At 45.1% G+C, this 22,619-nt stretch carries 22 protein-coding genes; 12 read left to right on the forward strand and 10 right to left on the reverse strand.

What is annotated here, in order from left to right; genetic code table 11:
- The first annotated feature begins 3 nt into the window (after nucleotides 1-3).
- On the forward strand, nucleotides 4-300 hold the full coding sequence (locus tag AKG33_RS06100) for an integration host factor subunit alpha (RefSeq protein ID WP_012031364.1): 297 nt from the start codon (nucleotides 4-6) through the stop codon (nucleotides 298-300).
- A 465-nt stretch (nucleotides 301-765) separates the two neighbouring features.
- On the opposite strand, the gene AKG33_RS06105 is transcribed toward AKG33_RS06100, so the two are convergent.
- Both AKG33_RS06105 and AKG33_RS06110 read right to left on the reverse strand, forming a co-directional pair.
- Nucleotides 766-1,506: a lysophospholipid acyltransferase family protein gene (locus AKG33_RS06105; RefSeq protein ID WP_012031365.1), complete on the reverse strand. Its 741-nt coding sequence runs from the start codon at nucleotides 1,504-1,506 to the stop codon at nucleotides 766-768.
- Nucleotides 1,503-2,051, reverse strand: coding sequence for a D-glycero-alpha-D-manno-heptose-1,7-bisphosphate 7-phosphatase (locus tag AKG33_RS06110; protein WP_228369803.1), 549 nt, complete (start codon nucleotides 2,049-2,051; stop codon nucleotides 1,503-1,505). Before AKG33_RS06110 ends, AKG33_RS06105 begins: the two co-directional genes overlap by 4 nt.
- Before the next feature lie 85 nt (nucleotides 2,052-2,136).
- Between AKG33_RS06110 and AKG33_RS06115 the strand changes: the two genes are divergently transcribed.
- Entirely contained in the window at nucleotides 2,137-3,561 is a 1,425-nt protein-coding gene (locus AKG33_RS06115; RefSeq protein ID WP_050708035.1) for a GNAT family N-acetyltransferase, read from the forward strand.
- Here the strand turns inward: AKG33_RS06115 and AKG33_RS07580 are convergent.
- Nucleotides 3,558-4,631 carry a tRNA nucleotidyltransferase gene (locus AKG33_RS07580; RefSeq protein ID WP_012031368.1) on the reverse strand — a complete coding sequence of 358 codons (1,074 nt, stop codon included), beginning with the start codon at nucleotides 4,629-4,631 and terminating at the stop codon, nucleotides 3,558-3,560. The two genes, AKG33_RS06115 and AKG33_RS07580, sit on opposite strands and share 4 nt — an antisense overlap.
- A gap of 63 nt (nucleotides 4,632-4,694) precedes the next feature.
- Here AKG33_RS07580 and AKG33_RS06125 point away from each other — a divergent pair, with 63 nt between their 5' ends.
- The 7 genes from AKG33_RS06125 (at nucleotide 4,695) to AKG33_RS06155 (ending at nucleotide 12,273) form a co-directional block, all read left to right on the forward strand.
- Nucleotides 4,695-5,576, forward strand: coding sequence for an NAD(+)/NADH kinase (locus AKG33_RS06125; protein WP_041729954.1), 882 nt, complete (start codon nucleotides 4,695-4,697; stop codon nucleotides 5,574-5,576).
- 12 nt (nucleotides 5,577-5,588) lie between these two features.
- On the forward strand, nucleotides 5,589-7,247 hold the full coding sequence (recN, locus tag AKG33_RS06130) for a DNA repair protein RecN (RefSeq protein WP_050708036.1): 1,659 nt from the start codon (nucleotides 5,589-5,591) through the stop codon (nucleotides 7,245-7,247).
- 136 nt (nucleotides 7,248-7,383) lie between these two features.
- A complete protein-coding gene (gene bamE, locus AKG33_RS07390; RefSeq protein WP_161802469.1) occupies nucleotides 7,384-7,626 on the forward strand; it encodes an outer membrane protein assembly factor BamE in 243 nt (80 codons plus the stop codon).
- 13 nt (nucleotides 7,627-7,639) lie between these two features.
- Nucleotides 7,640-8,920: a serine--tRNA ligase gene (serS, locus tag AKG33_RS06140; protein ID WP_012031372.1), complete on the forward strand. Its 1,281-nt coding sequence runs from the start codon at nucleotides 7,640-7,642 to the stop codon at nucleotides 8,918-8,920.
- A gap of 39 nt (nucleotides 8,921-8,959) precedes the next feature.
- Complete coding sequence (gene phoU / locus AKG33_RS06145) at nucleotides 8,960-9,655, forward strand: phosphate signaling complex protein PhoU (RefSeq protein WP_012031373.1); 696 nt, start codon at nucleotides 8,960-8,962, stop codon at nucleotides 9,653-9,655.
- 12 nt (nucleotides 9,656-9,667) lie between these two features.
- On the forward strand, nucleotides 9,668-10,282 hold the full coding sequence (locus tag AKG33_RS06150; RefSeq protein ID WP_012031374.1) for a C40 family peptidase: 615 nt from the start codon (nucleotides 9,668-9,670) through the stop codon (nucleotides 10,280-10,282).
- Nucleotides 10,282-12,273, forward strand: coding sequence for a hypothetical protein (locus AKG33_RS06155; protein WP_012031375.1), 1,992 nt, complete (start codon nucleotides 10,282-10,284; stop codon nucleotides 12,271-12,273). The genes AKG33_RS06150 and AKG33_RS06155 overlap by 1 nt, the downstream gene beginning before the upstream one ends.
- A gap of 52 nt (nucleotides 12,274-12,325) precedes the next feature.
- On the opposite strand, the gene gcvP is transcribed toward AKG33_RS06155, so the two are convergent.
- Together gcvP and gcvH are read right to left on the reverse strand one after the other, a co-directional pair.
- Nucleotides 12,326-15,157, reverse strand: coding sequence for an aminomethyl-transferring glycine dehydrogenase (gene gcvP / locus AKG33_RS06160; protein ID WP_050708037.1), 2,832 nt, complete (start codon nucleotides 15,155-15,157; stop codon nucleotides 12,326-12,328).
- 2 nt (nucleotides 15,158-15,159) lie between these two features.
- On the reverse strand, nucleotides 15,160-15,528 hold the full coding sequence (gene gcvH / locus AKG33_RS06165; protein WP_012031377.1) for a glycine cleavage system protein GcvH: 369 nt from the start codon (nucleotides 15,526-15,528) through the stop codon (nucleotides 15,160-15,162).
- A 149-nt stretch (nucleotides 15,529-15,677) separates the two neighbouring features.
- Here gcvH and AKG33_RS06170 point away from each other — a divergent pair, with 149 nt between their 5' ends.
- Both AKG33_RS06170 and aroC read left to right on the forward strand, forming a co-directional pair.
- Nucleotides 15,678-16,214 carry an adenylate kinase gene (locus tag AKG33_RS06170; protein ID WP_012031378.1) on the forward strand — a complete coding sequence of 179 codons (537 nt, stop codon included), beginning with the start codon at nucleotides 15,678-15,680 and terminating at the stop codon, nucleotides 16,212-16,214.
- Nucleotides 16,215-16,224: 10 nt separating this feature from the next.
- Nucleotides 16,225-17,292, forward strand: a complete 1,068-nt coding sequence (aroC, locus tag AKG33_RS06175; protein ID WP_012031379.1) for a chorismate synthase — start codon at nucleotides 16,225-16,227, stop codon at nucleotides 17,290-17,292.
- A 73-nt stretch (nucleotides 17,293-17,365) separates the two neighbouring features.
- Here the strand turns inward: aroC and arcC are convergent, their stop codons facing one another.
- The 4 genes from arcC to folB all read right to left on the reverse strand — a co-directional run bounded on the left by arcC (nucleotide 17,366) and on the right by folB (nucleotide 21,271).
- Nucleotides 17,366-18,307, reverse strand: coding sequence for a carbamate kinase (arcC, locus tag AKG33_RS06180; RefSeq protein WP_050708038.1), 942 nt, complete (start codon nucleotides 18,305-18,307; stop codon nucleotides 17,366-17,368).
- A gap of 73 nt (nucleotides 18,308-18,380) precedes the next feature.
- Nucleotides 18,381-19,388 (reverse strand): ornithine carbamoyltransferase, encoded by a 1,008-nt coding sequence (locus AKG33_RS06185; protein WP_012031381.1) that lies wholly within the window; start codon nucleotides 19,386-19,388, stop codon nucleotides 18,381-18,383.
- A 67-nt stretch (nucleotides 19,389-19,455) separates the two neighbouring features.
- A complete protein-coding gene (arcA, locus tag AKG33_RS06190; RefSeq protein WP_012031382.1) occupies nucleotides 19,456-20,703 on the reverse strand; it encodes an arginine deiminase in 1,248 nt (415 codons plus the stop codon).
- 211 nt (nucleotides 20,704-20,914) lie between these two features.
- Nucleotides 20,915-21,271, reverse strand: a complete 357-nt coding sequence (gene folB, locus AKG33_RS06195; RefSeq protein WP_012031383.1) for a dihydroneopterin aldolase — start codon at nucleotides 21,269-21,271, stop codon at nucleotides 20,915-20,917.
- A 108-nt stretch (nucleotides 21,272-21,379) separates the two neighbouring features.
- Between folB and plsY the strand changes: the two genes are divergently transcribed.
- Nucleotides 21,380-21,985, forward strand: coding sequence for a glycerol-3-phosphate 1-O-acyltransferase PlsY (gene plsY, locus AKG33_RS06200; protein WP_119185632.1), 606 nt, complete (start codon nucleotides 21,380-21,382; stop codon nucleotides 21,983-21,985).
- 35 nt (nucleotides 21,986-22,020) lie between these two features.
- Here plsY and AKG33_RS06205 read toward each other — a convergent pair.
- A partial coding sequence (locus AKG33_RS06205) for a sigma-70 family RNA polymerase sigma factor (protein ID WP_152907714.1) occupies nucleotides 22,021-22,619 on the reverse strand: 599 nt, incomplete at its 5' end.

The following is a 22,619-nucleotide window of genomic DNA, read 5'->3' on the forward strand; positions in this document are numbered from 1 at the left end:
TTAATGACACTAACTAAAGCAGATATCGTAGAAGCCATTATTGCGCAAATTGGCATTCCTCGTCCGGAAGCGCGAGAAATCGTAGATGATTTATTTGAAGAAATTCGCTCTTGTTTAGCTACTGGCGAACCGGTCAAACTTTCCGGCTTTGGTAATTTCGAATTGCGCGATAAAAATCAACGCCCCGGACGCAATCCCAAAACCGGAGAAGAAATTCCGATTACCGCGCGTCGGGTGGTGAGCTTTAAAGCGGGACAAAAACTAAAAGCGCGCGTTGCTGAAAGTAAACCGCGCGGCTAACTCTACCGCTGAATAAAAAAACACCGCAAAAGCGGTGTTTTTTTATGATTAATTCATGGCTACTCACGAATCCAATAAAATGATCACACTTTTCCCCGCGACACAAGCTAAATTTACCGGCAACGCGTTACCAATTTGATTTATCAAACCTTGAAAAATCAATCATCTGGAACAGTTTGAATGCGCGTATTCTCCAACCCCTGCTTTTAAAGCATCTGTCATTGTCCTATAACGGTGATACAGTTAGTTGAAAACAGAAAAACGCTTGGCAAGAAATCCACCGATGCCGGCAAATAATTCAATACTGCGATAAATTCTGTTTTCGTATTTTTATTGCGATTTTCAAATAATGCTCACTGCTTTGTTTTTATGTAACGTATATCAAAATATTGTTATTTTTTAAAAGCTAATAAATACAAATTCTTCAACCAATCAGCGGCACTGATAAACGGCAAACCATAAATATTATGCACCGTTTTCTCCTCTTCTTATTTTTTCCGCCTGCACAAAATCATCACGTTTTTGCCGCACCCAATCTTCAAGCGCCGCATTAAGCGTTTCGGGTGTTTGATAATTTTCCGGCAAAAAAGCTGCACCAATGCATACTTGCACCGTCCCCTCATGAATCAAACCGCGCCGCGGCCAAAATTGCCCTGCATTATGCGCAATCGGCACAATCGGTACGTTTAACGCCTTTGCCAAACGCGCGGCGCCTAAACGAAATTGCAACGGCGCATCGGGCGGAAAACGATGTCCTTCTGGAAACATCACCAATGAATAACCTTGTTCAATCTTTTCCTTTCCCTGCTCGATAACTTGTATCATCGCCGCCTTTTTTTGACTACGGTCAATAGCAATCGGTCGCAGCGCTGCCATCGCCCAACCAAAAACCGGAATCCGCACCAATTCTTTTTTCACCACCCAAAGCTGGCGACGCAACAAAGTTGGCGTAAAAACCGTTTCCCAAGTGGATTGATGATTTACCGCAATAATCGCCGGCGCCGTTGGCAAATGTTCCAAACCGGTGACGTGCCAATCAACGCCGCAAATCACGCGCAATAATCGAATCGTGCTATCTGCCCAATAAGTCGCAACATAATGGCGCACGCGATACGGCACTAAATACATCAATAAAATAAAAAGTGCCCAAAAAATAATCACAAAAAACCACAAACCATAAAAAAGTCCCGTCCGAATCCATTTCATAACCAATCCTTTATCGCTGTTTGCACATCGTCATAAACCAAAACATCAGATAATTCCTGCGCGTACTCTTTCGCCACCAAACACCCTTTTCCCGTTTTTACTAACACCGGTTGCGCACCCGCCGCCCGCGCGGCTTGCACGTCAATTATATTATCGCCAACAAAAGGTACACCTTTTAAATCCACCGCAAAATAACGCGCCTGATCTAACAACATGCCGGCATTGGGTTTGCGCCACGGGTGCGCATTATCGGCGCTCGCACAAAAAACAATTCGATCAATCCGCGCCCCAAAAGTCGCCGCCCGCGCGCATAAATACTGATGAATCTGCGTCAACATTGCTTCATCAAAATAACCGCGTTCAATTCCGCTTTGATTCGTACAAATACCAATGCGAATGCCCGCCCGCGTCAAATCCGCCAGCGCAGCAAGTGCCCCGTCAAATAACAACAATTCCTCCGGCGCGCGCACATGTTCACGGCGATCCTCGTTTAACACGCCATCACGATCAAAAAGCACCAATTTTTTACTCAAATCAATCATCATTTCCTCAAAATATGCTCCATCATTTTATTTCTGAAAAAATCCATATAAACGTTATGATAAAACGCTTTATTCATCTTTGATTATCATGCGTCACATCTTTCTGATTCCTGCTGAAGCGTTACCGCAAAAAGCCGTTTTCGGGCGCGACATCGCCCTTGAACATTATCGCCAATGGTTGGGCAAAAATTGCGGCAATATTTATTACGACGCCCGCGGTGGATTATTTCCTAACGCCTTTGCCGCATTATGCGGCGGCATCGCGGATCACCATCATCTTTATTTACATCTGCCCGAATATTATCCCGAAAGCGATCCCGATCATCGGCGTTTACTCGATTTCGGCGGCGATATCCGTCAATGTCATCATCATTTTAATCACCGTTTACGGCGCATTATCAGCGCACCCAACAGCATTAAATCCACTTTTCAGCACGACACCGCCATCAGTTTTCATCACGCCCAACAATGCATTCTCGGTGCACGCGGCACCGGAAAATCAACCTTACTCGCCGAAAAAATAATCTGGCTCGTGCAACAAAACATCGCGCCAATTCTCGTAGTAGCGCCGTTTTTAGCCAATATCAACCGTATTTTAACGTTGCCTCAATCGGTGCAACGTTTTCTGCGCTTTTTACCGCCCGATGAAGCCTGTCGATTATTGCCGACAGCGCAACATCTCATCATTGACGAAGCCGCCGCCTGCGCGCCCGCGCAATTGTTGCAACTATGCCATCATTATTCCAACTTCACCCTCGCCACCACCACGGAAGGTTATGAAGGCAGCGCCAATACTTTTCATTACCACACGCTCAACGCTCTGAAATTACCGCCGGCGGCAATCACCTATCTTCATCATCATTACCGTTATCACGAAAATGACGCGCTGGATTGCGTTTTGCGCCGCTGCTTTTTGCGCGATGATTACCCCGTTGCTAACAATTTACCGCCAGCACCGCGGCATATTATTCAATATTCGCCGCACGATCTCGCTCAATCGCCGCAATTAGCCGCAATTTGGCAACTATTACGGCAAGCGCATTACCGCAATCGTCCGGAAGATTTAAAACGTCTGCTCGATTTGCCGCAACAAATGTTGTTTGCCGCTTATCAAGGAGGACAGTTATTGGGCGTTTTGCATATTTTGCTGGAAACGCCGCTGCCCCCAAATTTATGCGCGGCGGTGATTGCTGGTCAACGCCGCCCGCGCGGTCGGCTGCTTTTGCAACAATTACTCATTCATACGCAAAACCCACAATGGAACACGCGCACCATCGCCCGCATTCATCGTCTTGCGGTACACGCGGTTTTTCGTCGCCGCGGCATCGCCAGCCAATTGCTTGCTTTTGCCCGCGCACGTTATCCCGATTATCGTTTTGCAACCAGTTTTAATTATCAAGAAGGTGTGGCGCAATTTTGGCAAAAAAATGGTTTTACTGAACGTTATTGCGCGTCTCACACGCGCAGCCGACATTTTGCGCCCACGAGTATTTATGTTGCCGATCAAACTTAATCCGTTAATAAAACGATTTGCCGCCGTTTTAATTCCGCGCCCAAAGCCGCGCCGGAAAATCCCGCTTTTTGCACATCGTTTGCTTGAACGCTGTTTACTTTTTCTTGCGCCGCCGTGATTTGAGTTTGTAACGCTTCATCAACGCCGCACGTTTGTGCCAACGCGAAAACATCACCCGCCGCGCGCAATCCACCGCAGGCTTTTAATATCGCCCAACGCTGTTCACCGCTGATGTGTTGCCAGTTTTGCAGCAATTCTCCATATCGGGCAACTAAATCCAACCAATAATGATATTTTTGCGGCAACGGCATTTGTTTTTTTAAGGCAGCAATTAAATCTTTTTCATGCCACAAACACCGCGCCAAACGTTGATGCGCTTCCAGCGTCGGCGTATTCATTAAACGTTGATTCATTGCCGCTAATTGGCGCGCGCTAGGTTGAGTGGCGCCAAAAAGCACGTTTAACGCGTGAATTTGTGCCAACCCCATCAAAAAACATTCTGGATTGGGCGCTTTTAATGCTTTTTCACATTCCTGCCAAACGCGCTCGGCGGTTAAGGTTTGCAATTCACCGCTGCGCGCCATTTCGCCACATAATTGCAACGTTTCCGGCGCAATCGTAAAACCCAAATGCGCAAACCGCGCCCAAAAACGCATTAATCGTAAAACGCGCAACGGATCTTCGCTAAATGCCGGTGAAACGTGGCGCAAAATTTTCGCTTGAATATCGGCGCTGCCGCCGTACGGATCAATGAGTTGACCATTTTCGTCTTCAGCCATAGCGTTAATCGTTAAATCGCGCCGAATTAAATCTTCTTCCAAAGTAATATTTTGATGAAAATCGAAACAAAATCCCTGATGACCGCGGGCAATTTTGCGTTCAATTCGCGCCAAAGCGTATTCTTCGCCGGTTTCGGGGTGTAAAAAAACGGGAAAATCGCGCCCCACTTGACGAAATCCCCGCGCGCGCATCGAATCCATGGTTTCGCCAATCACAACCCAATCTCGATCGCTGCCGTCTAATCCCAATAAACGATCGCGCACGGCGCCGCCAACTAAATAACGTTGCATGGTTTCCTCCCAAGAATAACTACAAATTCCGTTATAATGCCCGTTTTTTCAACCAATACCATCATGCACGAAAATGTCTTCCGCCATATCGGGATCGTCGGCAAATATGGCGCTCCACACGCGCAGGAAACCATCACCCGTATTATTTCCATTTTAAAAGAACGCAAGCTCAACTATACCCTCGACCGTAACACAATTCCGGCGCCGCTCGCGCGGCATTATCGCGCGATTCCGATTGTGGATTGGTCTGATGAGATTGATTTGTGCATTGTTGTTGGCGGTGATGGAACTTTTTTATATGCCGGACGCGCCGTTTGTGCGAAAAATATTCCGCTTTTGGGCGTAAATATGGGGCGCTTGGGGTTTTTGGCTGATGTTGCCGTCAATCAATTGGAAAAGGATTTAAATGCGATTTTAAGCGGCGCTTATTGTCAGGAAATGCGGCAAGTGCTCACCGTGCAAGTTTTTGATCAACAACAAACGCTGTTGTGGCAAAGTTATGCGGTCAATGATGCCGTGGTGCATAAACGCACGATGGCGCGCATGGTTGAACTCAATACGTATACCCGCGGGCAATTTTTTTCTGCTTATCGCGCCGATGGTTTGATTATTTCCACGCCCACCGGTTCAACGGCTTACGCTTTAGCCGCCGGCGGTCCAATTTTAGAGCCCAGTATGCCGGCGTTAGTTATTGCGCCGATTTGCCCGCATTCTTTAACGTACCGCCCCGTAGTGATTGATGCCAATAGCGATATTGATATTGAACCGTTTCATGATTCTTATGACGTTCAAATCACCGTTGACGGGCAAGAAGAATGGATACTGCAAACGTCCGACCGCATTCATATCACCGCCGCGAATCAATTGCTCGTAATTCACCCTGCTGATTATCAATTCCAACAACGGCTGCGCACAAAATTCAATTGGGGAATTACGCCCGACTAATCGAGAATTATCATGCTTAATCGTCTTTGTATTCAACAATTTGCTCTCATCGATTACAGCGAAATTGCCTTTGGCGCGGGATTTAATGTGATCTCTGGCGAAACGGGCGCCGGCAAATCGATTTTAATTGATGCGATTGCTTTATTGCTCGGCGAACGCGCGCAGGCGGCGATGATTCGTCCTCACGCAGATACTGCCGAAATTTGCGCACAATTTGACGCGTTGCCCGAAGCGGCGCAAATACTGTTAACGGCAGAACAGCAAACGCCGTCTTGCGTTATTCGGCGCAGTATTCGCGAAAAAAGTGGAAAAATTTGGATTAACGAACAAAAAAGTACCGCGCAATTTTTAAAAACGTTCGCGCCGGCGCTCGTCACCATTCACGGTCAACATAAAAATCAAGCGCTGCTCAAAGCCGACGAACAACGCGCGCGGCTCGATGATTTTGGACAATTAACGCCGGAAAAAAATGCGGTGCGTGCGGCGTGGCAACATTGGCAAACGCAGCAAAAACGTTATCAAGAAGCCCAAGCGCAGCAGAGTGATTTTATGCAACGGCAAGAATGGTTACGTTATCAATTGGCGCAATTTGATGAACTTGCCGTGCAAGAAAATGAGTTTATGCAATTAAGCCAAGAGCATCATCGCCTCAGTTATGCCGATGAATTGCTTTCAAAAGGCGCGCAATTGTCGCAAATGCTTTATGAAGATGCGGCAAGCGTTGATTTTTCGTTGCATCGCAGCGGTCAAATGATGGTGCAATTGGCGGAAAAATGTTCCGATTTTCAGGAGGCGGCGGATTTATTGCAGCAAAGTTTGATTTATTTGCGCGAGGCATACGATAGTTTCGCAACGCAATTGCGCCATATTGAATTGGATCCCGAACGTTTAGCGGCGATTGATGAACGTATGGCGGCATTACACGGTGCCGCGAAAAAATATCGCATTACGCCCGAACAACTCTATGATTATGAACAACAATTACGCCGCGAACTCGAACAAATCGAAAATCATGCGCTGCAAGAGGCGCAATTAGCCGAACAATGCGCGTTAGCGGCTGATGATTATCACCGTTGCGCGGCAAGGCTTTCTGATGCACGCAAAACGGTTGCGCCGCAATTAGCCGCCGCCGTGATGCATTGGTTGCATCAATTGGGCATGGAAAATGCGACGTTTCATATTGATGTTTTATCGGGAAAAGCGAGTAGTTTTGGGCAAGATGAAGTGCATTTTTTATTGTCAGCCAATTTGGGACACCCGCTGCAACCGTTGGCAAAAGTGGCTTCTGGCGGCGAATTGGCACGGATCAGTTTAGCCATTGAAACCACGTGTTTTAACGCGCAAAGTGTGCCGACGGTGATTTTTGATGAAATCGACAGCGGCATTGGTGGCGAAGTTGCCGATACGGTCGGGCGGTTGTTGCATACGTTAAGCAAACATTGCCAAGTGCTGTGTGTTACACATTTGCCGCAAGTTGCAGCGTGGGCGGATCATCATTTTGCTATTGAAAAATTTACTACGGAAAACGAAACAAAAACGCTGATCCGCGCGCTTGATGAACAACAAAGAATTATTGAAATCGCGCGCATGTTGGGCGATGCCAGCAGTCCCATTTCCAAACAACACGCTCAAGCGTTGTTGCAACAACACGCAAGCGGCTCTTTGCAATAACTTTTCCTTGGTTATAATGGCACGATTATTTTTTAAGAGTAACGCTATGACTCGTCGTTTTATTTTTTTCGGGTGCTTTTTTGTATTTTTTTTGTGCGCCTGCCAAAATCCGTTATTTTTATATCGTCCGGATTCCGTGCAAGGCAACATTTTTCCCATCGGGCAAAATCCCGCGGCACTGACTGGAAAAAATAAAGAATACGTTCGTACCCTACTCGGTACACCAACGCTTCAAGATCCTTTTCACCCTAACCAAGACGTTTATATTTTTACTTACAAAAGCGGTACTTCGCAAAAAACGTATCGCCGGAGTCTGACGCTTTATTACGTTGATAATAAAGTAGCTTCGGTGCAAGCAGTGCCGCTGACCACTCAATAACAAAGGTTTTATTATGATTGATCCCAAATTATTACGTAATGATTTACCCATGGTGGTTGCCGCTTTAGCGCGGCGTGGTTTTGATTTTCCAGAAGCTGAATATCAAAAGTTAGAAGATTTGCGCAAAGCCAGCCAAGTAAAAAGCGAAACGCTGCAAGCCGAACGCAATAAACTTTCTCAACAAATCGGAAAAGCAAAAAGCAAAGGGGAAGACTGCGCCGATTTGATGGCGCAAGCCGCGCAATTAGAAAGCGAACAAGCCGCCGTTGAAGCATCATTTAACGAAACGCAAAAGCAATTAGATACGCTTTTATCATCTGTGCCCAATCTTCCTGATGACAGCGTTCCTACTGGAAAAGATGAAAACGATAATCCGGAAATTCGCCGCTGGGGCACGCCGCGAACATTTGATTTTACGCCTAAAGAACACGCGGATTTAATGCAAATCGGTTTGGATTTTACCAACGGCGTTAAATTAGCCGGCGCACGGTTTACCGTATTACGCGGCGCGTTATCACGCCTGCATCGCGCGATTGCGCAATTTATGCTCGATACGCATACCGAAGAACACGGTTATCAAGAAATGTCAGTGCCTTATTTAGTCAATCCGCAAACGATTTACGGCACCGGACAATTACCAAAATTTGAACAAGATTTATTTAAAACGCGTTTGAGTGACCGCGATTTTTATTTAATTCCCACGGCAGAAGTATCGCTGACAAATTTGGTGGCGCAAGAAATTTTAGAAGAAAGTGTTTTACCGCTGCAATTTGTGGCGCATACGCCTTGCTTTCGTTCTGAAGCGGGTTCTGCAGGACGCGATGTGCGCGGTATGATTCGTCAACATCAATTCGATAAAGTTGAATTAGTTCATATCACTACGCCCGAAGATTCTCACGCGGCATTAGAACGTTTAACCGCGCATGCCGAACGCATTTTGCAAAAATTAGAATTACCGTATCGCGTGATTTTATTGTGCACTGGCGATATGGGTTTTGCCGCACGAAAAACCTACGACCTTGAAGTATGGTTGCCCGGTCAAGGAAAATACCGCGAAATTTCATCATGCAGCAATTGCTGGGATTTCCAAGCGCGCCGCATGCAAGCACGTTTCCGTGCCGAAGGAGAAAAAAGACCGCAATTGGTGCATACCTTAAACGGTTCTGGACTTGCCGTGGGACGGACGCTGGTTGCCATATTAGAAAATTATCAACAAGCCGATGGCAACATTTTAATCCCCAAAGCATTACAACCTTATATGAATGGTCTTGATCGCATTACGCCGAGCGCGTAGTTATCAATTTTATCAATTCATTTTGAACAAGGAATAGATATGGAGAAACACATTTTTACGCGTTTTGATGATGAATTAAATAATCTGCAGAATATGGTGGTTGATATGGCGAATTTGTGCGAAAAACAATTGCACGCCATTTCTGCTTTTTTGCGTCAAGATCCGATATCGGAAAGTTTGCGCGATATTGTTAACGTTGATGCGTTAACCAACCAATATCATATTGACATCAATAAAGAATGTGTGCGGTTGATTGCCAAACGTTCTCCGGTAGCGTCAGATTTGCGTTTTATCACCGCCTGCGATCGAATTGCAACCGATTTGGAACGCATCGGCGATGAAAATTGTAAAATTGCTTACCTTTTGGAAGAAGAGCCGATCGATGTGCAAAAAGATAAAATCTGGAAAGAACTTTATGGCACCATTCGTTTAGCCAAAACAATGTTAAACAGTTGCATTGGCGTTTTAAGCCGATTAGATGCTGAAGCTGCCGAAGCATTATTGAAAGATGATGATGATTTAGATACCAGTTATAACAGCGTCACACGGCAATTAATGAGTTACATGATAGAAGATAATACATTGATTACGAAAGGAATTGATGTATTAATGGCAGCAAAATCGCTGGAACGTATCGGCGATCATTGCATCAATATTGCCGAATCTATTATTTACGCAATCGATGGCGAAGATGTACGCATGCGCCGCGATTTTGAAGTTGCCAACAAACATTAATCACCACCAAAAATGTATCAAAAATTATTAACCAGCGCCGCTTTTTTGTATGCGAGCGCGCTTTTTGCCCAGCCGCAATTAACCTTATTAAGCCTTGAATCAACGCCTGAATCGCCGCAAGAAATTGCCGTTTTACCGCCATCATCGGATTCAGCGCGTTATGCTTTACTCAATGAAAGTAAAAAATTCATCGGAACGCCGTATCGTTACGGCGGCACCACGCCAAAAGGCTTTGATTGTTCTGGTTTTATCCAACATATTTACCGTTTACAAGGTTATTTATTGCCGCGCACCAGTCGCGATCAATTCAGCCAATTAACGCCCGTTTCCGCGCCCAAACCCGGCGATTTAGTCTTTTTTCACCGCGGCGGACGCATCAATCATGTTGGACTTTACATCGGCGGCGGCAAAATGATTCATTCCCCGCAATCCGGCGAACGCGTGCGTATTGAAAGTATTAAAAAACCCAATTGGAAACGTCGCTACGCCGGCGCGCGCAGCATTTTGCATCGCAGCCGTCGCGCACTCGATGACCTGCCCAATTTGCCAAAACCCGCGCATGATTTTCCGCGCTCCGTGGTTTTAGTATTGAATTTGCAAGCAAAATCATCGATTAAGCGCCTCTGATGAATAGCGGTACGATTAAATGGATAACGCGTCTTTTAATCGTGCCGCTTTTTTTGTGCGCGTGGACTTTTGAACTCGATATCGGCGAAGCGAAAATCGCTGATACCACATTAAAAAATCTTTCACTGCAAGCGGCAACCGAAAATTTTCAACAATGGTCATTAAAAACCACGGCAGATTCTCTTCACTACCAACAAAAAATTCTCAAAAAAATCAGCGGACAAACGCGTGCCCACCTGAAAAACAATCACATTTTCTTTGCGCCCACGATATTAACCGCGTTGTTCGGCACCGAAAAAATCATTTTTGAAATGGAAGATTGGTCATTAAACGATATCGTTTACAACATGACACCGTCGTTTCCGTTAAATCTTCAGCTGCACGATGCCGCACGTGCATTTAAAATCAAAACGCATTGGCAACCACAACACCTTGATATCACATTAGAAACAGATATAACGGCATTAAAACCTTGGTTAGCGTTATTCGGCATCAATTTTGCCGCGACTTCGGGCGCAGCGAACCTGCAATTAACGCTTGATGAACATAAAAATCATTGGACGATTTCAGGAAAGATCGCAATTGAACGCGTCAATTGGCAGCACGATCAACGCAAATCGCTTAAAAATCTGGATTTAAATTTGCAATTTACGGCAACGGGACGCGGTGCGCAGTGGCAAGGAAGTTTTTCCGGCGCGCTCAATCAAGGCGCGATTCGTTATCAACGTTTTGCGTTTCAAGCGTCCGCGCCCGTCGTTTTTAAAAGCGCGTGGCAATACGACGGCAAACAATTAGCGTTGACCGATGCCCAAATCCGCGATCGCAGTTTCATCATTAACGCCGATGCTGTCTTCGATGGCAAAACGGCGCAACCGCAACACATACATTTGAAACAAATGAGCGCAGATGCCGGCTTTTTCTATGAAAATTATCTCAAATCATCATTAAAAAACACGCTTTTTGATGACGGCAAAGCTTCCGGCAGTTTTTTCATCTCGGCGCTTTGGCAAAAAGAACAGGGTTTACAACAATTTGCCGCGGTTATGAATCAATTAAGTATCCGCGATCGAAAAAATCGTTATCAAATCAATAAAATAGATGGTCAATTTGGGCGCGGTGACATCTCAACGCTACGCATCGGCAATTCTTTTTGGCGCGATTTACCCATCGGCGCTTCACAAGTTCAATTTCGTTGGACGCAGGAAGGCGTTTTGCTCGTTAATGAGTGGCGCATTCCCATTTTAGATGGCGCTTTATTGGTGCGCGCGTTATCGCCGCAAAAAGAGGGCGGTTACCGCCTCAATTTTTTTATTGAACCGATTGATTTACAAAAATTTTCTACCGCGGTAGATTTACCGCCTTTTGAAGGCAATATCAGCGGCGATTTTCCAAATGTGATGATATCGCCGGTGGGCATGGACTTATCGGAACCGGTTTATCTCAATATTTTTGATGGCATGGTGGAAATTAAAGATTTACATTTGCACCGTTTATTTTCTAAACGCCCCGAACTCACGTTTCACGTGCAAATTGACCGGCTCGATTTAGGACGATTGACGCGCGCTTTTCGTTTAGCCGTAGTTGATGGCAGAATTGCCGGCGAAATTAATCACGTTTTGCTCATCAATTGGCGTCCGCAGCGTTTTCAAGCGACGATAACCACCGATCACAATCTTACGGGTTTGCGCCGCATTTCTCATGAAGCCGTGCAATATATTACGCGCGCCGGCGGTAGTTCTTTAGTGATTGGACAATTTATCCGCGTGCTCAATAGTTTTCCTTATGAAAAACTCGGCATTCAAGCGCAACTTGCCGGCGATATATTAACGATTAACGGCGTGGAAAAAGCAGAAAGCGGCGGGTTTTATTTGCTTAAAGGACGCGGCATTCCGCGCTTGGATATTATTGGGCATCAGCATCGGATTTCTTGGTCGGAATTATTAAACAGACTCAAAGCCGCGCGCGACAGCGATGGACCGGTCATGCAATAACGGCAGTTTTTACGCATAAAAAAAGACCGCCGCAGCGGTCTTTTTAGTGGCATTAATTTTGATAATCTTCTGTCGGCGGACACGCACACATTACGTTGCGATCGCCATAGACGTTATCAATCCGATTGACCGGCGGGAAATATTTTGCCGGATTCATGCCTTCCAACGGGAAAATTGCCGTTTTCCGATCATAAGAATGCGTCCATTCACCAGTCAGATCGGCTAGCGTATGCGGCGCATTGACCAGTGGATTATCGTCTTGCTGCCAAACGCCCTGCTCAACTTGTTTAATTTCTTCCAAAATCGCTAACATCGCATCGCAAAAACGATCGAGTTCGGCTTTTGGCTCGCTTTCGGTCGGTTCAACCATCAATGTGCCGGCAACGGGGAAACTCATTGTTGGCGCGTGGAAACCGTAATCAATCAAACGTTTTGCAATATCGTCTACGGAAATATTGGCTCTATCCTTAAATTCCCGCATGTCGATGATGCATTCATGCGCCACCATACCGTTTTCATCGCTGTATAACACGTGATAACCGCCGGCGCGCAAACGATGCGCGATGTAGTTAGCATTTAATAACGCCACTTCAGAAGCGCGTTTTAAACCTTCGCCGCCCATCATGCGGATATACATCCACGAAATAATTTCCACTAATGCACTGCCCCACGCCGCTGCGCTCACTGCCGGTTGATTATGACCGTTATCGGTGACCACGTGTCCTGGTAAAAACGGCGCTAAATGCGCGCGTACGCCGATCGGTCCAACGCCGGGCCCGCCGCCACCGTGTGGAATGGCAAATGTTTTATGCAAATTGAGATGGGAAACATCGGAGCCGTATAACCCCGGCGCGCCTAATCCCACTTGCGCGTTAAAGTTGGCGCCGTCTAAATAAACTTGTCCGCCGGCATCGTGTACGATTTTGCATAATTCACGAATACCTTGCTCGAAAACGCCGTGCGTAGAAGGATAAGTGACCATAATGGCGGCTAAATTGTCGCGGTGTTCATTGGCTTTTTGACGCAAATCGTCTAAATCAATGTTGCCTTGTTCATCGCAATTGACGATAACAATTTCCATGCCTGCCAAATGTGCTGATGCGGGGTTAGTGCCGTGCGCTGATGAAGGAATTAAGCAAATGTTGCGATGTCCCTCGCCGCGGCTGTGATGATAAGCGCGAATGGTCAATAAACCAGTATATTCGCCGTGCGCGCCGGAATTGGGTTGCAAAGAAACGGCATCGTAACCGGTGAGTTCGCATAACCACGCTTCGAGTTGTTTAAACATTTCGTGGTAACCCGCTGCCTGATCTTCCGGCACGAACGGGTGTAAACCGGTAAACTCAGCCCACGATAACGGCATCATAGAACTTGCCGAATTGAGTTTCATGGTGCAAGAACCCAGCGGAATCATGCAACGATCGAGTGCCAAATCAAAATCTGATAAACGGCGCAAATAACGCATCATATCGGTTTCGTTGTGATAACGATTAAATGAGGCATGCGTTAAAAATGCGCTTTTCCGTTGCAACGCGGCAGGAATAGCAGCATGCGCTTCTTCAACACTGGCTTTTTCATTACCGGATAATGCGTGCAATACAATTGCCACTTCCGCCAATTCGCTACGTTCATCTAAAGAAACGCCCACGCGGCAATCATCAACACGGCGGAAATTAATACCTTTTTCCAATCCGCGTTTCATTGCGGCATCAGCTGATGCTTTATCGGTAAAACGGCAAACAATGGTGTCAAAAAAGCTTTGATGTTCGAGCGTCATGCCGGCTTTAATTAAAGAAGCGGCAAGCGTTGTGGTTAGCGTATGAACTTTACGTGCGATGGCTTTGAGCCCTTCAGAACCGTGATAAACCGCATAAGCACCCGCCATCACGGCTAATAATGCTTGCGCAGTACAAATATTACTGGTTGCTTTTTCGCGGCGAATGTGTTGCTCGCGCGCTTGCAAGGTTAAGCGGTAAGCTTTTTTGCCTTTGCTATCAATTGAAACACCCACCAACCGTCCCGGCATTTGACGTTTGAAACTGTCGCGCGTTGCCATAAAGGCAGCGTGAGGTCCACCAAAACCGAGCGGTACACCAAAACGTTGACTATTGCCCACGACAATATCAGCGCCCATCTCGCCGGGTGCTTTGAGTAAGGTTAATGCAAGCAAATCAGTTCCCACACACAGCAGCGCTTTTTTCTGATGCAATTGTTCTGCTAAATCAGAAAAATCAGCGATACCACCGTTGGTGCACGGATATTGCACGTACGCGCCAAAGCAGTCGTTCATTTCGGCGACAATGTTATCTGTGACCACGACTTCAACGCCGTTTGTCATCGCGCGGGTCTTGATTACATCAATGACTTGCGGGTGCGTATGACTATTGACAATAAAACGCGCAGATTGCGCTTTGCTTTGCCGTTTTGCCAACATCATGGCTTCAGCGGCGGCGCTGGCTTCGTCCAACAATGAAGCGTTGGCAATTTCCATGGCGGTTAAATCGGCAACCATGGTTTGGAAATTTAATAAGGCTTCTAAACGCCCTTGTGAGATTTCTGCTTGATACGGCGTATATGATGTATACCAACCAGGATTTTCAAAAATATTGCGCAAAATCACTGACGGCACGTGGCAATCGTAATAACCTTGACCGATTAAAGACCGCAACAGTTTATTTTTTTTACCTATAGCAGCGATTTCTGCCAAAGCTTCAGTTTCGCTCACCGCTGCCGGCAAATCCATCGATTCACGCCGAATTTCTTTGGGAACCACTTTATCAATGAACGCATCTAAAGAATCGTAGCCCATCGCCTGTAGCATTTCGCTGCGTTCTTGTGCAGAAGGTCCGATATGACGATTAACAAACGCGACTTGTTTATTCATAGTCACACTCCAAGATAGGCTTTATAAGCTGCCTCATCCATCAAATCGTCTAATTGAGATTTATCGGCTAATTTCACGCGGAAAAACCAGCCATCGCCTTCGGCATCGGTATTTACTTTTGACGGTTCATCAATTAACGCTTCATTAATAGCAACCACTTCTCCGGAAACGGGTGCCGTAATACCGCCGGCAGCTTTCACAGATTCAATCACGGCAGATTCTTCTTGACCGACTTCAACAACATCACCTACCGCTGGCAATTCAACAAACACAATATCGCCTAATTCCGCCTGCGCGTGATCAGTAATTCCGATGACGGCTTCATCGCCTTGAACGTCTACCCATTCGTGATCTTTTGTGAATTTTCTCATTTAATTTTCCTCTTTTTAGGTTGAAAAGCCGTAGTTTAACAAAGAATATTTGCGCATACATAAAAACGATAGAGACGTTGAGTCCTTTTTATCATCGTGATAACCTGCGGCGTTACGTTTAAAAATAGTTCAACTTTTCGAGGTTATGAATGAACATTATTATTTTGGGTGCACCCGGTTCTGGAAAAGGAACACAATCTACTGAATTAATTAAAAAATATAATCTACAACACTTATCAACCGGTGATATGTTACGCGCAGAAATTAACGCGCAATCAGAATTAGGTTTAGCAGCAAAAAAAATTATGGACGCCGGCGAACTTGTCTCTGACGATATCGTCATCAATATGATCAAACAACGCTTAAGTGACCGCGGCGCATTATTTGATGGTTTTCCGCGGACAATCGCGCAAGCCGAATCTTTAGACAAATTATTGGCTGAACGGCAACAAAAAATTGATTACGTCATTATGTTAGACGTCAACACGGAAGAAATCGTAAAAAGAATGCTGGCGCGTGGACGCGCGGACGATAACGAAACCACGATTCGCAATCGTTTATCCGTTTTTGAACAACAAACCAAACCGCTTATCGATTATTACCGCGCTCAAGGTAAATTGCACACAGTTTTAGGCAGCGGCAGCATTACCGAAATCAGCCAACGCATTCATCACGTCATTAAATAACGGTTTTTTTGTGAGCGGAAACAGCTTTGGGCGCGCTTTTGTGTTGACGAGCTTTGGCGAAAGTCACGGCGCGGCGATCGGCGGCATTATTGATGGGTGTCCGGCGCGCATCGCGATCGATAGCAAAGAGATACAAAAAGAACTCGACCGGCGCAAACCCGCTCGTTCCGCTTATGTCAGTTCGCGACGAGAAGCCGATGAAATTCATCTTTTTTCGGGCATTTTTGAAGGACAAACCACGGGCACGCCGATCGGATTTGTGATCCAAAATTGTGATCAGCGCAGCGATGATTATGCGCCGTTTAAAGCACAATTTCGTCCCAGTCACGCGGATTACACTTATCAAAAAAAATACGGTATTCGCGATTACCGCGGCGGTGGACGCGCATCTGCTCGAGAAACTGCTGTGCGCGTTACCGGCGGCGCGATTGCAAAAGCGGTTTTGCAACAATTATGCGCGATAAAAGTCCGCGCTTATTTATCGCAAATTGGTTGCCATCGTTTGGCTTTTGAAAGTTGGCAAGCGGTTTCTAGCAATCCTTTTAGTTGCCCGAATCAACATCAACTATCTGTTATTGCTCAATATTTAGAAGATATTCAGCGCCGCGGTAATTCGGTCGGCACGGAAATTACCGTGGTTGCCGAACAGGTGCCGGCGGGTTTGGGAGAACCGGTTTTTGACCGTTTAGATGCCGATATTGCCAAAGCTTTGATGAGTATTAATGCGGTAAAAGCGGTGGCAATTGGCGATGGTTTTACAAGCGCCAACCAATATGGCAGCATGTTTCGCGATGAACGCACGGCGCGCGATGGCTTTTTAAGTAATCATGCCGGCGGCATTTTAGGCGGCATTTCCAGCGGTCAAACAATTGTCGCTTCCGCGGTTTTCAAACCAACCAGTTCAATTCCAATACCTGCCAAGAGTGTCGATCAAAACGGCGATGATTGTATTATTTCCGTTCGCGGCAGACACGATCCCTGCGTTGGATTGCGTGCGGTGCCTATCGTTGAAGCGATGGTGTCTTTAACATTGTGCGATCATTTATTGCGTCAGCGCGGACAAAACGGTCAACGTTAATAAAATTGGTGGGTCTTTCATAAAAAAAGGATGCAAGATGCATCCTTTTAACGTTTCGCATGTGGCGATATTTCTAACGATAACGCATGCCGTGTTCTTTAACGCTAACACGTGTTCCAGCTTCACCGCGCACAATGGCTTCAATATCAGACAATGCGCCGATAACTGCTGTATTACCACTTTTACGGGCAAATTCGCAAGCGGCTTTAACTTTTGGTCCCATAGAACCAGCAGCAAAACTGCTGTTTGCAAAATCGTCAGGGTGAGCACCAGCGATGGCTTTTTGTGTTGGTTTACCCCAATCCACATAAGCGGCATCAACGTCTGTCGCAATGACTAATAAATCAGCATTGAGTTCTTGTGCCAATAAAGATGAGCACAAATCTTTATCAATAACAGCTTCAACGCCGCTTAATTTATCCGCGGTTTCAAAATAAGTGGGAATACCACCGCCGCCGGCACAAATAACCACCGCACCGTTATCAACCATCCATTGAATCGGACGAATTTCAAAAATTCGTTTGGGCAATGGGCTGGGTACAACGCGGCGATATTTGTCGCCATCTGGAGCAATCGTCCAGCCTTTTTCTTTGGCTAAACGTTCGGCTTCTTCTTTTTCGTAAACCGGTCCGATAGGTTTGGTTGGATTTTTGAACGCAGGATCGTTTTTATCGACTTCAACTTGGGTCAAAATAGTTGCCAATGGAACGTCTTTTGGTAATACGTTGCCCATTTCTTGTTCGATCATATAACCGATCATGCCTTCTGTTTGTGAACCTAAAACGTCTAACGGATAGGTTTCAACTTCGGGTTTAACCGCGTTATAAGCCGCTCCTTGCAAAGCAAGTAATCCCACTTGTGGACCGTTGCCGTGGGCAATAATTAATTCATTGCCTTGATGAACTTTGGCAATTTGCTCGGCAGCAATGCGCACATTTTCCCGTTGATTTTCAGCACTCATCACTTGTCCGCGCCGCAAAAGTGCGTTACCGCCTAAAGCAATTACAATACGCATATCTTTTTCCTACTTAAATAAAATTTAGTACAAAAAAAATGCGGGCACTAAAACCCGCATTTCTCGATGATGATTAATCACCTAATGATGCAACCATTACAGCTTTAATGGTGTGCATACGGTTTTCTGCTTGTTCAAAAGCAATGTTATAAGGAGATTCAAATACGTCTTCAGTAACTTCAATACCGTTTGCCAAATCAGGATATTGTTCGGCAATTTGTTTACCCACTTTGGTTTCACTGTTGTGGAAAGCAGGTAAGCAGTGCATAAATTTAACACGCGGATTGCCGGTTAATTCCATCAATTTGCGGTTAACTTGATACGGCATTAATTTGCTAATGCGTTGTCCCCAAGCTTCGATTGGTTCACCCATAGAAACCCAAACGTCGGTATGCACGTAATCAACGCCTTTTACAGCCTTAGCAACGTCATCAGTTACCAAAATGCGCGCGCCGCTTTCTTTTGCAAATTCTTGACACATTGCTTGCAATTCAGCAGTAGGTTGCAATTCTTTTGGTGCAGCGATACGTACGTCCATACCCAATTTCGCACCAATCATCAACAATGAGTTACCCATGTTATTGCGGGCATCGCCTAAATAAACATAGCTGATTTCGTGTAACGGTTTATCGCTGTGTTCCATCATGGTTAAAACGTCTGCCAACATTTGTGTTGGGTGCCATTCATCAGTTAAACCGTTAAACACAGGAACGCCTGCATAATCTGCCAATTCTTGAACGATGGTTTGCTTAAAACCACGGTATTCAATGGCATCATATAACCGTCCCAAAACGCGGGCGGTATCTTTCATGGATTCTTTGTGTCCAATTTGTGATGAAGTGGGATCGATATAAGTAACGTTAGCGCCTTGATCATAGGCAGCAACTTCAAATGAGCAGCGAGTGCGTGTAGATGTTTTTTCAAAAATCAACGCAATATTTTTTCCGCGCATACGCGGTTGTTCGGTACCGTTATATTTAGCGCGTTTTAAATCACGTGCTAAATCAAGAAGATAACGCAATTCACGATAACTGTGATTGGCTAAACTCAATAGATGACGGTTACGAATATTAAATGCCATAAAAATCTCCTGTATGTAAGAAACCTTCAAACCGTCGTAGACAGTTTGAAGGCTAAAAAGCTGAGAACTAGTAAGCAGCGTCGCGAGCAATCGGACAAGTCATGCAACGACCACCACCACGACCACGACCAAGTTCAGAAGAACGAATAGAAACGATCTCTACACCAGCTGCTTTCAATAACTTGTTGGTTAATAAGTTACGATCGTAGCTGACAACAACACCAGGTTCTAAAGCAAACACGTTATTTGCATCATCCCATTGTTCGCGGTCGGCAGCATAACTATTACCACCGGTAGCAACTTTACGCAACTCTTTTAATCCCAAAGCTTCTTGAACAACGTCAACAAAAGATTTTCTTTCTTCACGGATATCTAAGCCGTTTGGTTTACTTTCGTCTGGACGAATGCTGTACGGTTTGATTTGGTCAACCATTTTCGGGAAATAGTTAATCAAATCGCGGTCGCAGAATGTGAAAATAGTATCAAGATGCATTGCAGAACGTGTTTTCGGCATTGCAGCAACAATGATTCTTTCTGCTGCTTTTTCAGCAAACAAAACTTGTGCTAATTGAGTAATCGCTTGGATAGAACTCCGTTCTCCCATGCCAACTAAAACTAAACCTTTACCAACTGGGAAAACGTCGCCGCCTTCCAAAGTCGCATTGCCGTAATCTTTATCTGGATCACCCCACCACACTTTCACTTTTCCAGCAAAACGCGGATGGAATTTATAAATCGCAGCAGCCAGTAAAGTTTCTTGTTGACGTGCTGGCCAGTACATTGGGTTCAAAGTAACGCCGCCGTAGATCCAGTTTGTAGTATCGCGGGTAAATTGGGTATTAGGTAACGGTGGGAACACAAAACCTAAATCGCCTTGCGTTGCGCGAACTAAAGAAATGACGTCAGCGCTGAATTTATCAGGAGTAATGTCTAAAACGCTCACACCACCAATTAAAAAATCAGCTTGTTGACGCGCATCCAATCCTTCAAACCATGAACGCAATTCATTCATGATGGGCAGTCCAACGAGATTCGGCGTAATTTTACGATCCAAAATCCATTTCAACGCTTCCGGATTTTTTACCGTTTCTGCCAATGATTCATGCATTTCCAAGACTTCGATGTCCCGTGCGCGCATTTTTTCTACGAAATCTTGATGATCGCGTTGCGCTTGCTCCACCCAGAGAACGTCGTCAAATAACAACTCATCGCAGTTGTCCGGAGTCAATCTTTCATGAGCAAGACCAGGTTGACATACCATCACAGTTCGTAATTTACCAACTTCAGAATTTACACCCAAAGGATATTGAGACATGATATTACTCCTATTTTATGAAACAAAGAATTTATAAGGATATAGTTCCGTAAAAATCTACTCTGGCGATGACTGCACTAACAAAAAATAATAATGAAATATACTATTTCTTTAGTAAAAATTAGTTTTTATCTTCGCGACAAACTTTAACGATACCCAGCAAATAAAGCAAAGCAAAAAAATTAACCATTTATTTTTAATGGAAATGTATTTATCGCGCTCGCCGCATTACTAAACCAACCATAGGCGTTTGTTTTAATGCGTTTGGTTTTTCAATAGTAACCGTAACGGCATTGACACAATCAAAGCGTGCCCAAATAAGTTCAATTAATTTACCAGCAAAAGTTTCAATTAATTGAAACTGACTTTCAGCGGCAAAAGTTTCAACTAATTCTGCTAAAGCCGCGTAATTGACCGTATCGCAAAGATTATCCGTTGCTATCGCGGCGGTAAAATCCGTTTCCAAACTTAAACTCACAATTAATGTTTGTTTTTCTAAACGCTCATGCGGTAAAACGCCAATTAAAGTCAAAACTTTTTGACGATTGAGAAAAATCGTATCGTGCATTTATCTTCCTTCGTGTCCTAACTTTTTATCAAAATACCCTATCGCTGGTAAAATTCCCCAACTATTTTACCGACCATGAAAAACAGTTAACCAAAAGGAGCAAATATGATCGGACTATCTTGGGCACTATGCCTGATTTGGGGCTATTTATGGGGCTCAATGAGCAGCGCCATTATCGTGTGTCGCTACATGAATCTCCCCGATCCACGAACACACGGTTCCAAAAATCCTGGTGCCACCAACGTGTTACGCATCGGCGGCAAAAAAGCCGCGCTGTTTACGCTTATCGGCGATTTACTAAAAGGCTTCATTCCTGTTTTGCTCATACGTTTTTTCTTTCCCGCGATGGAAGCATTGTGGTTAGTTGCGGGAATAGGCGCATTTATTGGGCATATGTTTCCTATTTTCTTTAAATTTCAAGGCGGTAAAGGTGTTGCAACCGCATTTGGCGTATTACTAGCATGGCATATGGGATTAGCTGGCGCCACATTAATCATTTGGTTGAGCGTATTTGCTTTTACGCGCATTTCTTCATTATCGGCACTAATCGCGGCATTTTCTGCGCCGTGGATTGCTTTTATCGGCATCGGCAATATAAAAATCGCCGTCACCGTATTATTTATGGTCAGCATTTTAATTTATCGCCACAAAGCCAACATTTATCGCCTCATTCATGGTCAAGAAAGCGCCTTTAATTTTAAAAAGAAACCATAAAAAACCGCCTCAAAAAGGCGGTTATACAATTAAAATCAATCGCTTAAAAAGCTTTTCAATAATTCTGAACGATTGGGGTGACGCAATTTACGTAACGCTTTGGCTTCAATTTGCCGAATGCGTTCGCGCGTCACATCAAACTGCCGTCCCACTTCTTCCAAAGTGTGATCCGTATTCATATCAATACCAAAACGCATGCGTAAAACCCGTTCTTCACGCGGCGTCAACGATGCCAAAACTTCATTCGTCGCTTCCGATAAACCGCGCGTTGTCGCTGCTTCCAGAGGAGAAATCACATTGCTATCTTCAAGGAAATCACCAAGATGCGAATCTTCATCATCTCCAATCGGTGTTTCCATAGAAATCGGTTCTTTGGCAATTTTCCACACTTTCCGAATTTTATCTTCAGGCATATCCATGGCAACTGATAACTCTTCTGGCGTTGGATCGCGTCCATTTTTTTGTTGCAACATACGCGAAATTCGGTTCAATTTATTAATTGTCTCAATCATATGCACAGGAATCCGAATAGTTCTCGCCTGATCGGCGATAGAACGCGTAATCGCCTGCCGAATCCACCAAGTGGCATACGTTGAAAACTTAAAACCGCGGCGATATTCAAATTTATCCACCG

Origin of the sequence: Dichelobacter nodosus, from assembly GCF_001263335.1 — a bacterium.
Lineage (GTDB): Bacteria > Pseudomonadota > Gammaproteobacteria > Cardiobacteriales > Cardiobacteriaceae > Dichelobacter > Dichelobacter nodosus.

Coding starts and splice junctions, on each gene's coding strand:
- arcA (WP_012031382.1), bottom strand. CDS start 20,703: ATGTCTCAATATCCTTTGGGTGTAAATTCTGAAGTTGGTAAATTACGA.
- serS (WP_012031372.1), top strand. CDS start 7,640: ATGATTGATCCCAAATTATTACGTAATGATTTACCCATGGTGGTTGCC.
- gcvH (WP_012031377.1), bottom strand. CDS start 15,528: ATGAGAAAATTCACAAAAGATCACGAATGGGTAGACGTTCAAGGCGAT.
- recN (WP_050708036.1), top strand. CDS start 5,589: ATGCTTAATCGTCTTTGTATTCAACAATTTGCTCTCATCGATTACAGC.
- AKG33_RS06125 (WP_041729954.1), top strand. CDS start 4,695: ATGCACGAAAATGTCTTCCGCCATATCGGGATCGTCGGCAAATATGGC.
- AKG33_RS06115 (WP_050708035.1), top strand. CDS start 2,137: ATGCGTCACATCTTTCTGATTCCTGCTGAAGCGTTACCGCAAAAAGCC.
- AKG33_RS06105 (WP_012031365.1), bottom strand. CDS start 1,506: ATGAAATGGATTCGGACGGGACTTTTTTATGGTTTGTGGTTTTTTGTG.
- arcC (WP_050708038.1), bottom strand. CDS start 18,307: ATGCGTATTGTAATTGCTTTAGGCGGTAACGCACTTTTGCGGCGCGGA.
- AKG33_RS06155 (WP_012031375.1), top strand. CDS start 10,282: ATGAATAGCGGTACGATTAAATGGATAACGCGTCTTTTAATCGTGCCG.
- AKG33_RS06110 (WP_228369803.1), bottom strand. CDS start 2,051: ATGATGATTGATTTGAGTAAAAAATTGGTGCTTTTTGATCGTGATGGC.
- AKG33_RS07580 (WP_012031368.1), bottom strand. CDS start 4,631: ATGCAACGTTATTTAGTTGGCGGCGCCGTGCGCGATCGTTTATTGGGA.
- AKG33_RS06150 (WP_012031374.1), top strand. CDS start 9,668: ATGTATCAAAAATTATTAACCAGCGCCGCTTTTTTGTATGCGAGCGCG.
- AKG33_RS06185 (WP_012031381.1), bottom strand. CDS start 19,388: ATGGCATTTAATATTCGTAACCGTCATCTATTGAGTTTAGCCAATCAC.
- phoU (WP_012031373.1), top strand. CDS start 8,960: ATGGAGAAACACATTTTTACGCGTTTTGATGATGAATTAAATAATCTG.
- folB (WP_012031383.1), bottom strand. CDS start 21,271: ATGCACGATACGATTTTTCTCAATCGTCAAAAAGTTTTGACTTTAATT.
- AKG33_RS06100 (WP_012031364.1), top strand. CDS start 4: ATGACACTAACTAAAGCAGATATCGTAGAAGCCATTATTGCGCAAATT.
- gcvP (WP_050708037.1), bottom strand. CDS start 15,157: ATGAATAAACAAGTCGCGTTTGTTAATCGTCATATCGGACCTTCTGCA.
- AKG33_RS06170 (WP_012031378.1), top strand. CDS start 15,678: ATGAACATTATTATTTTGGGTGCACCCGGTTCTGGAAAAGGAACACAA.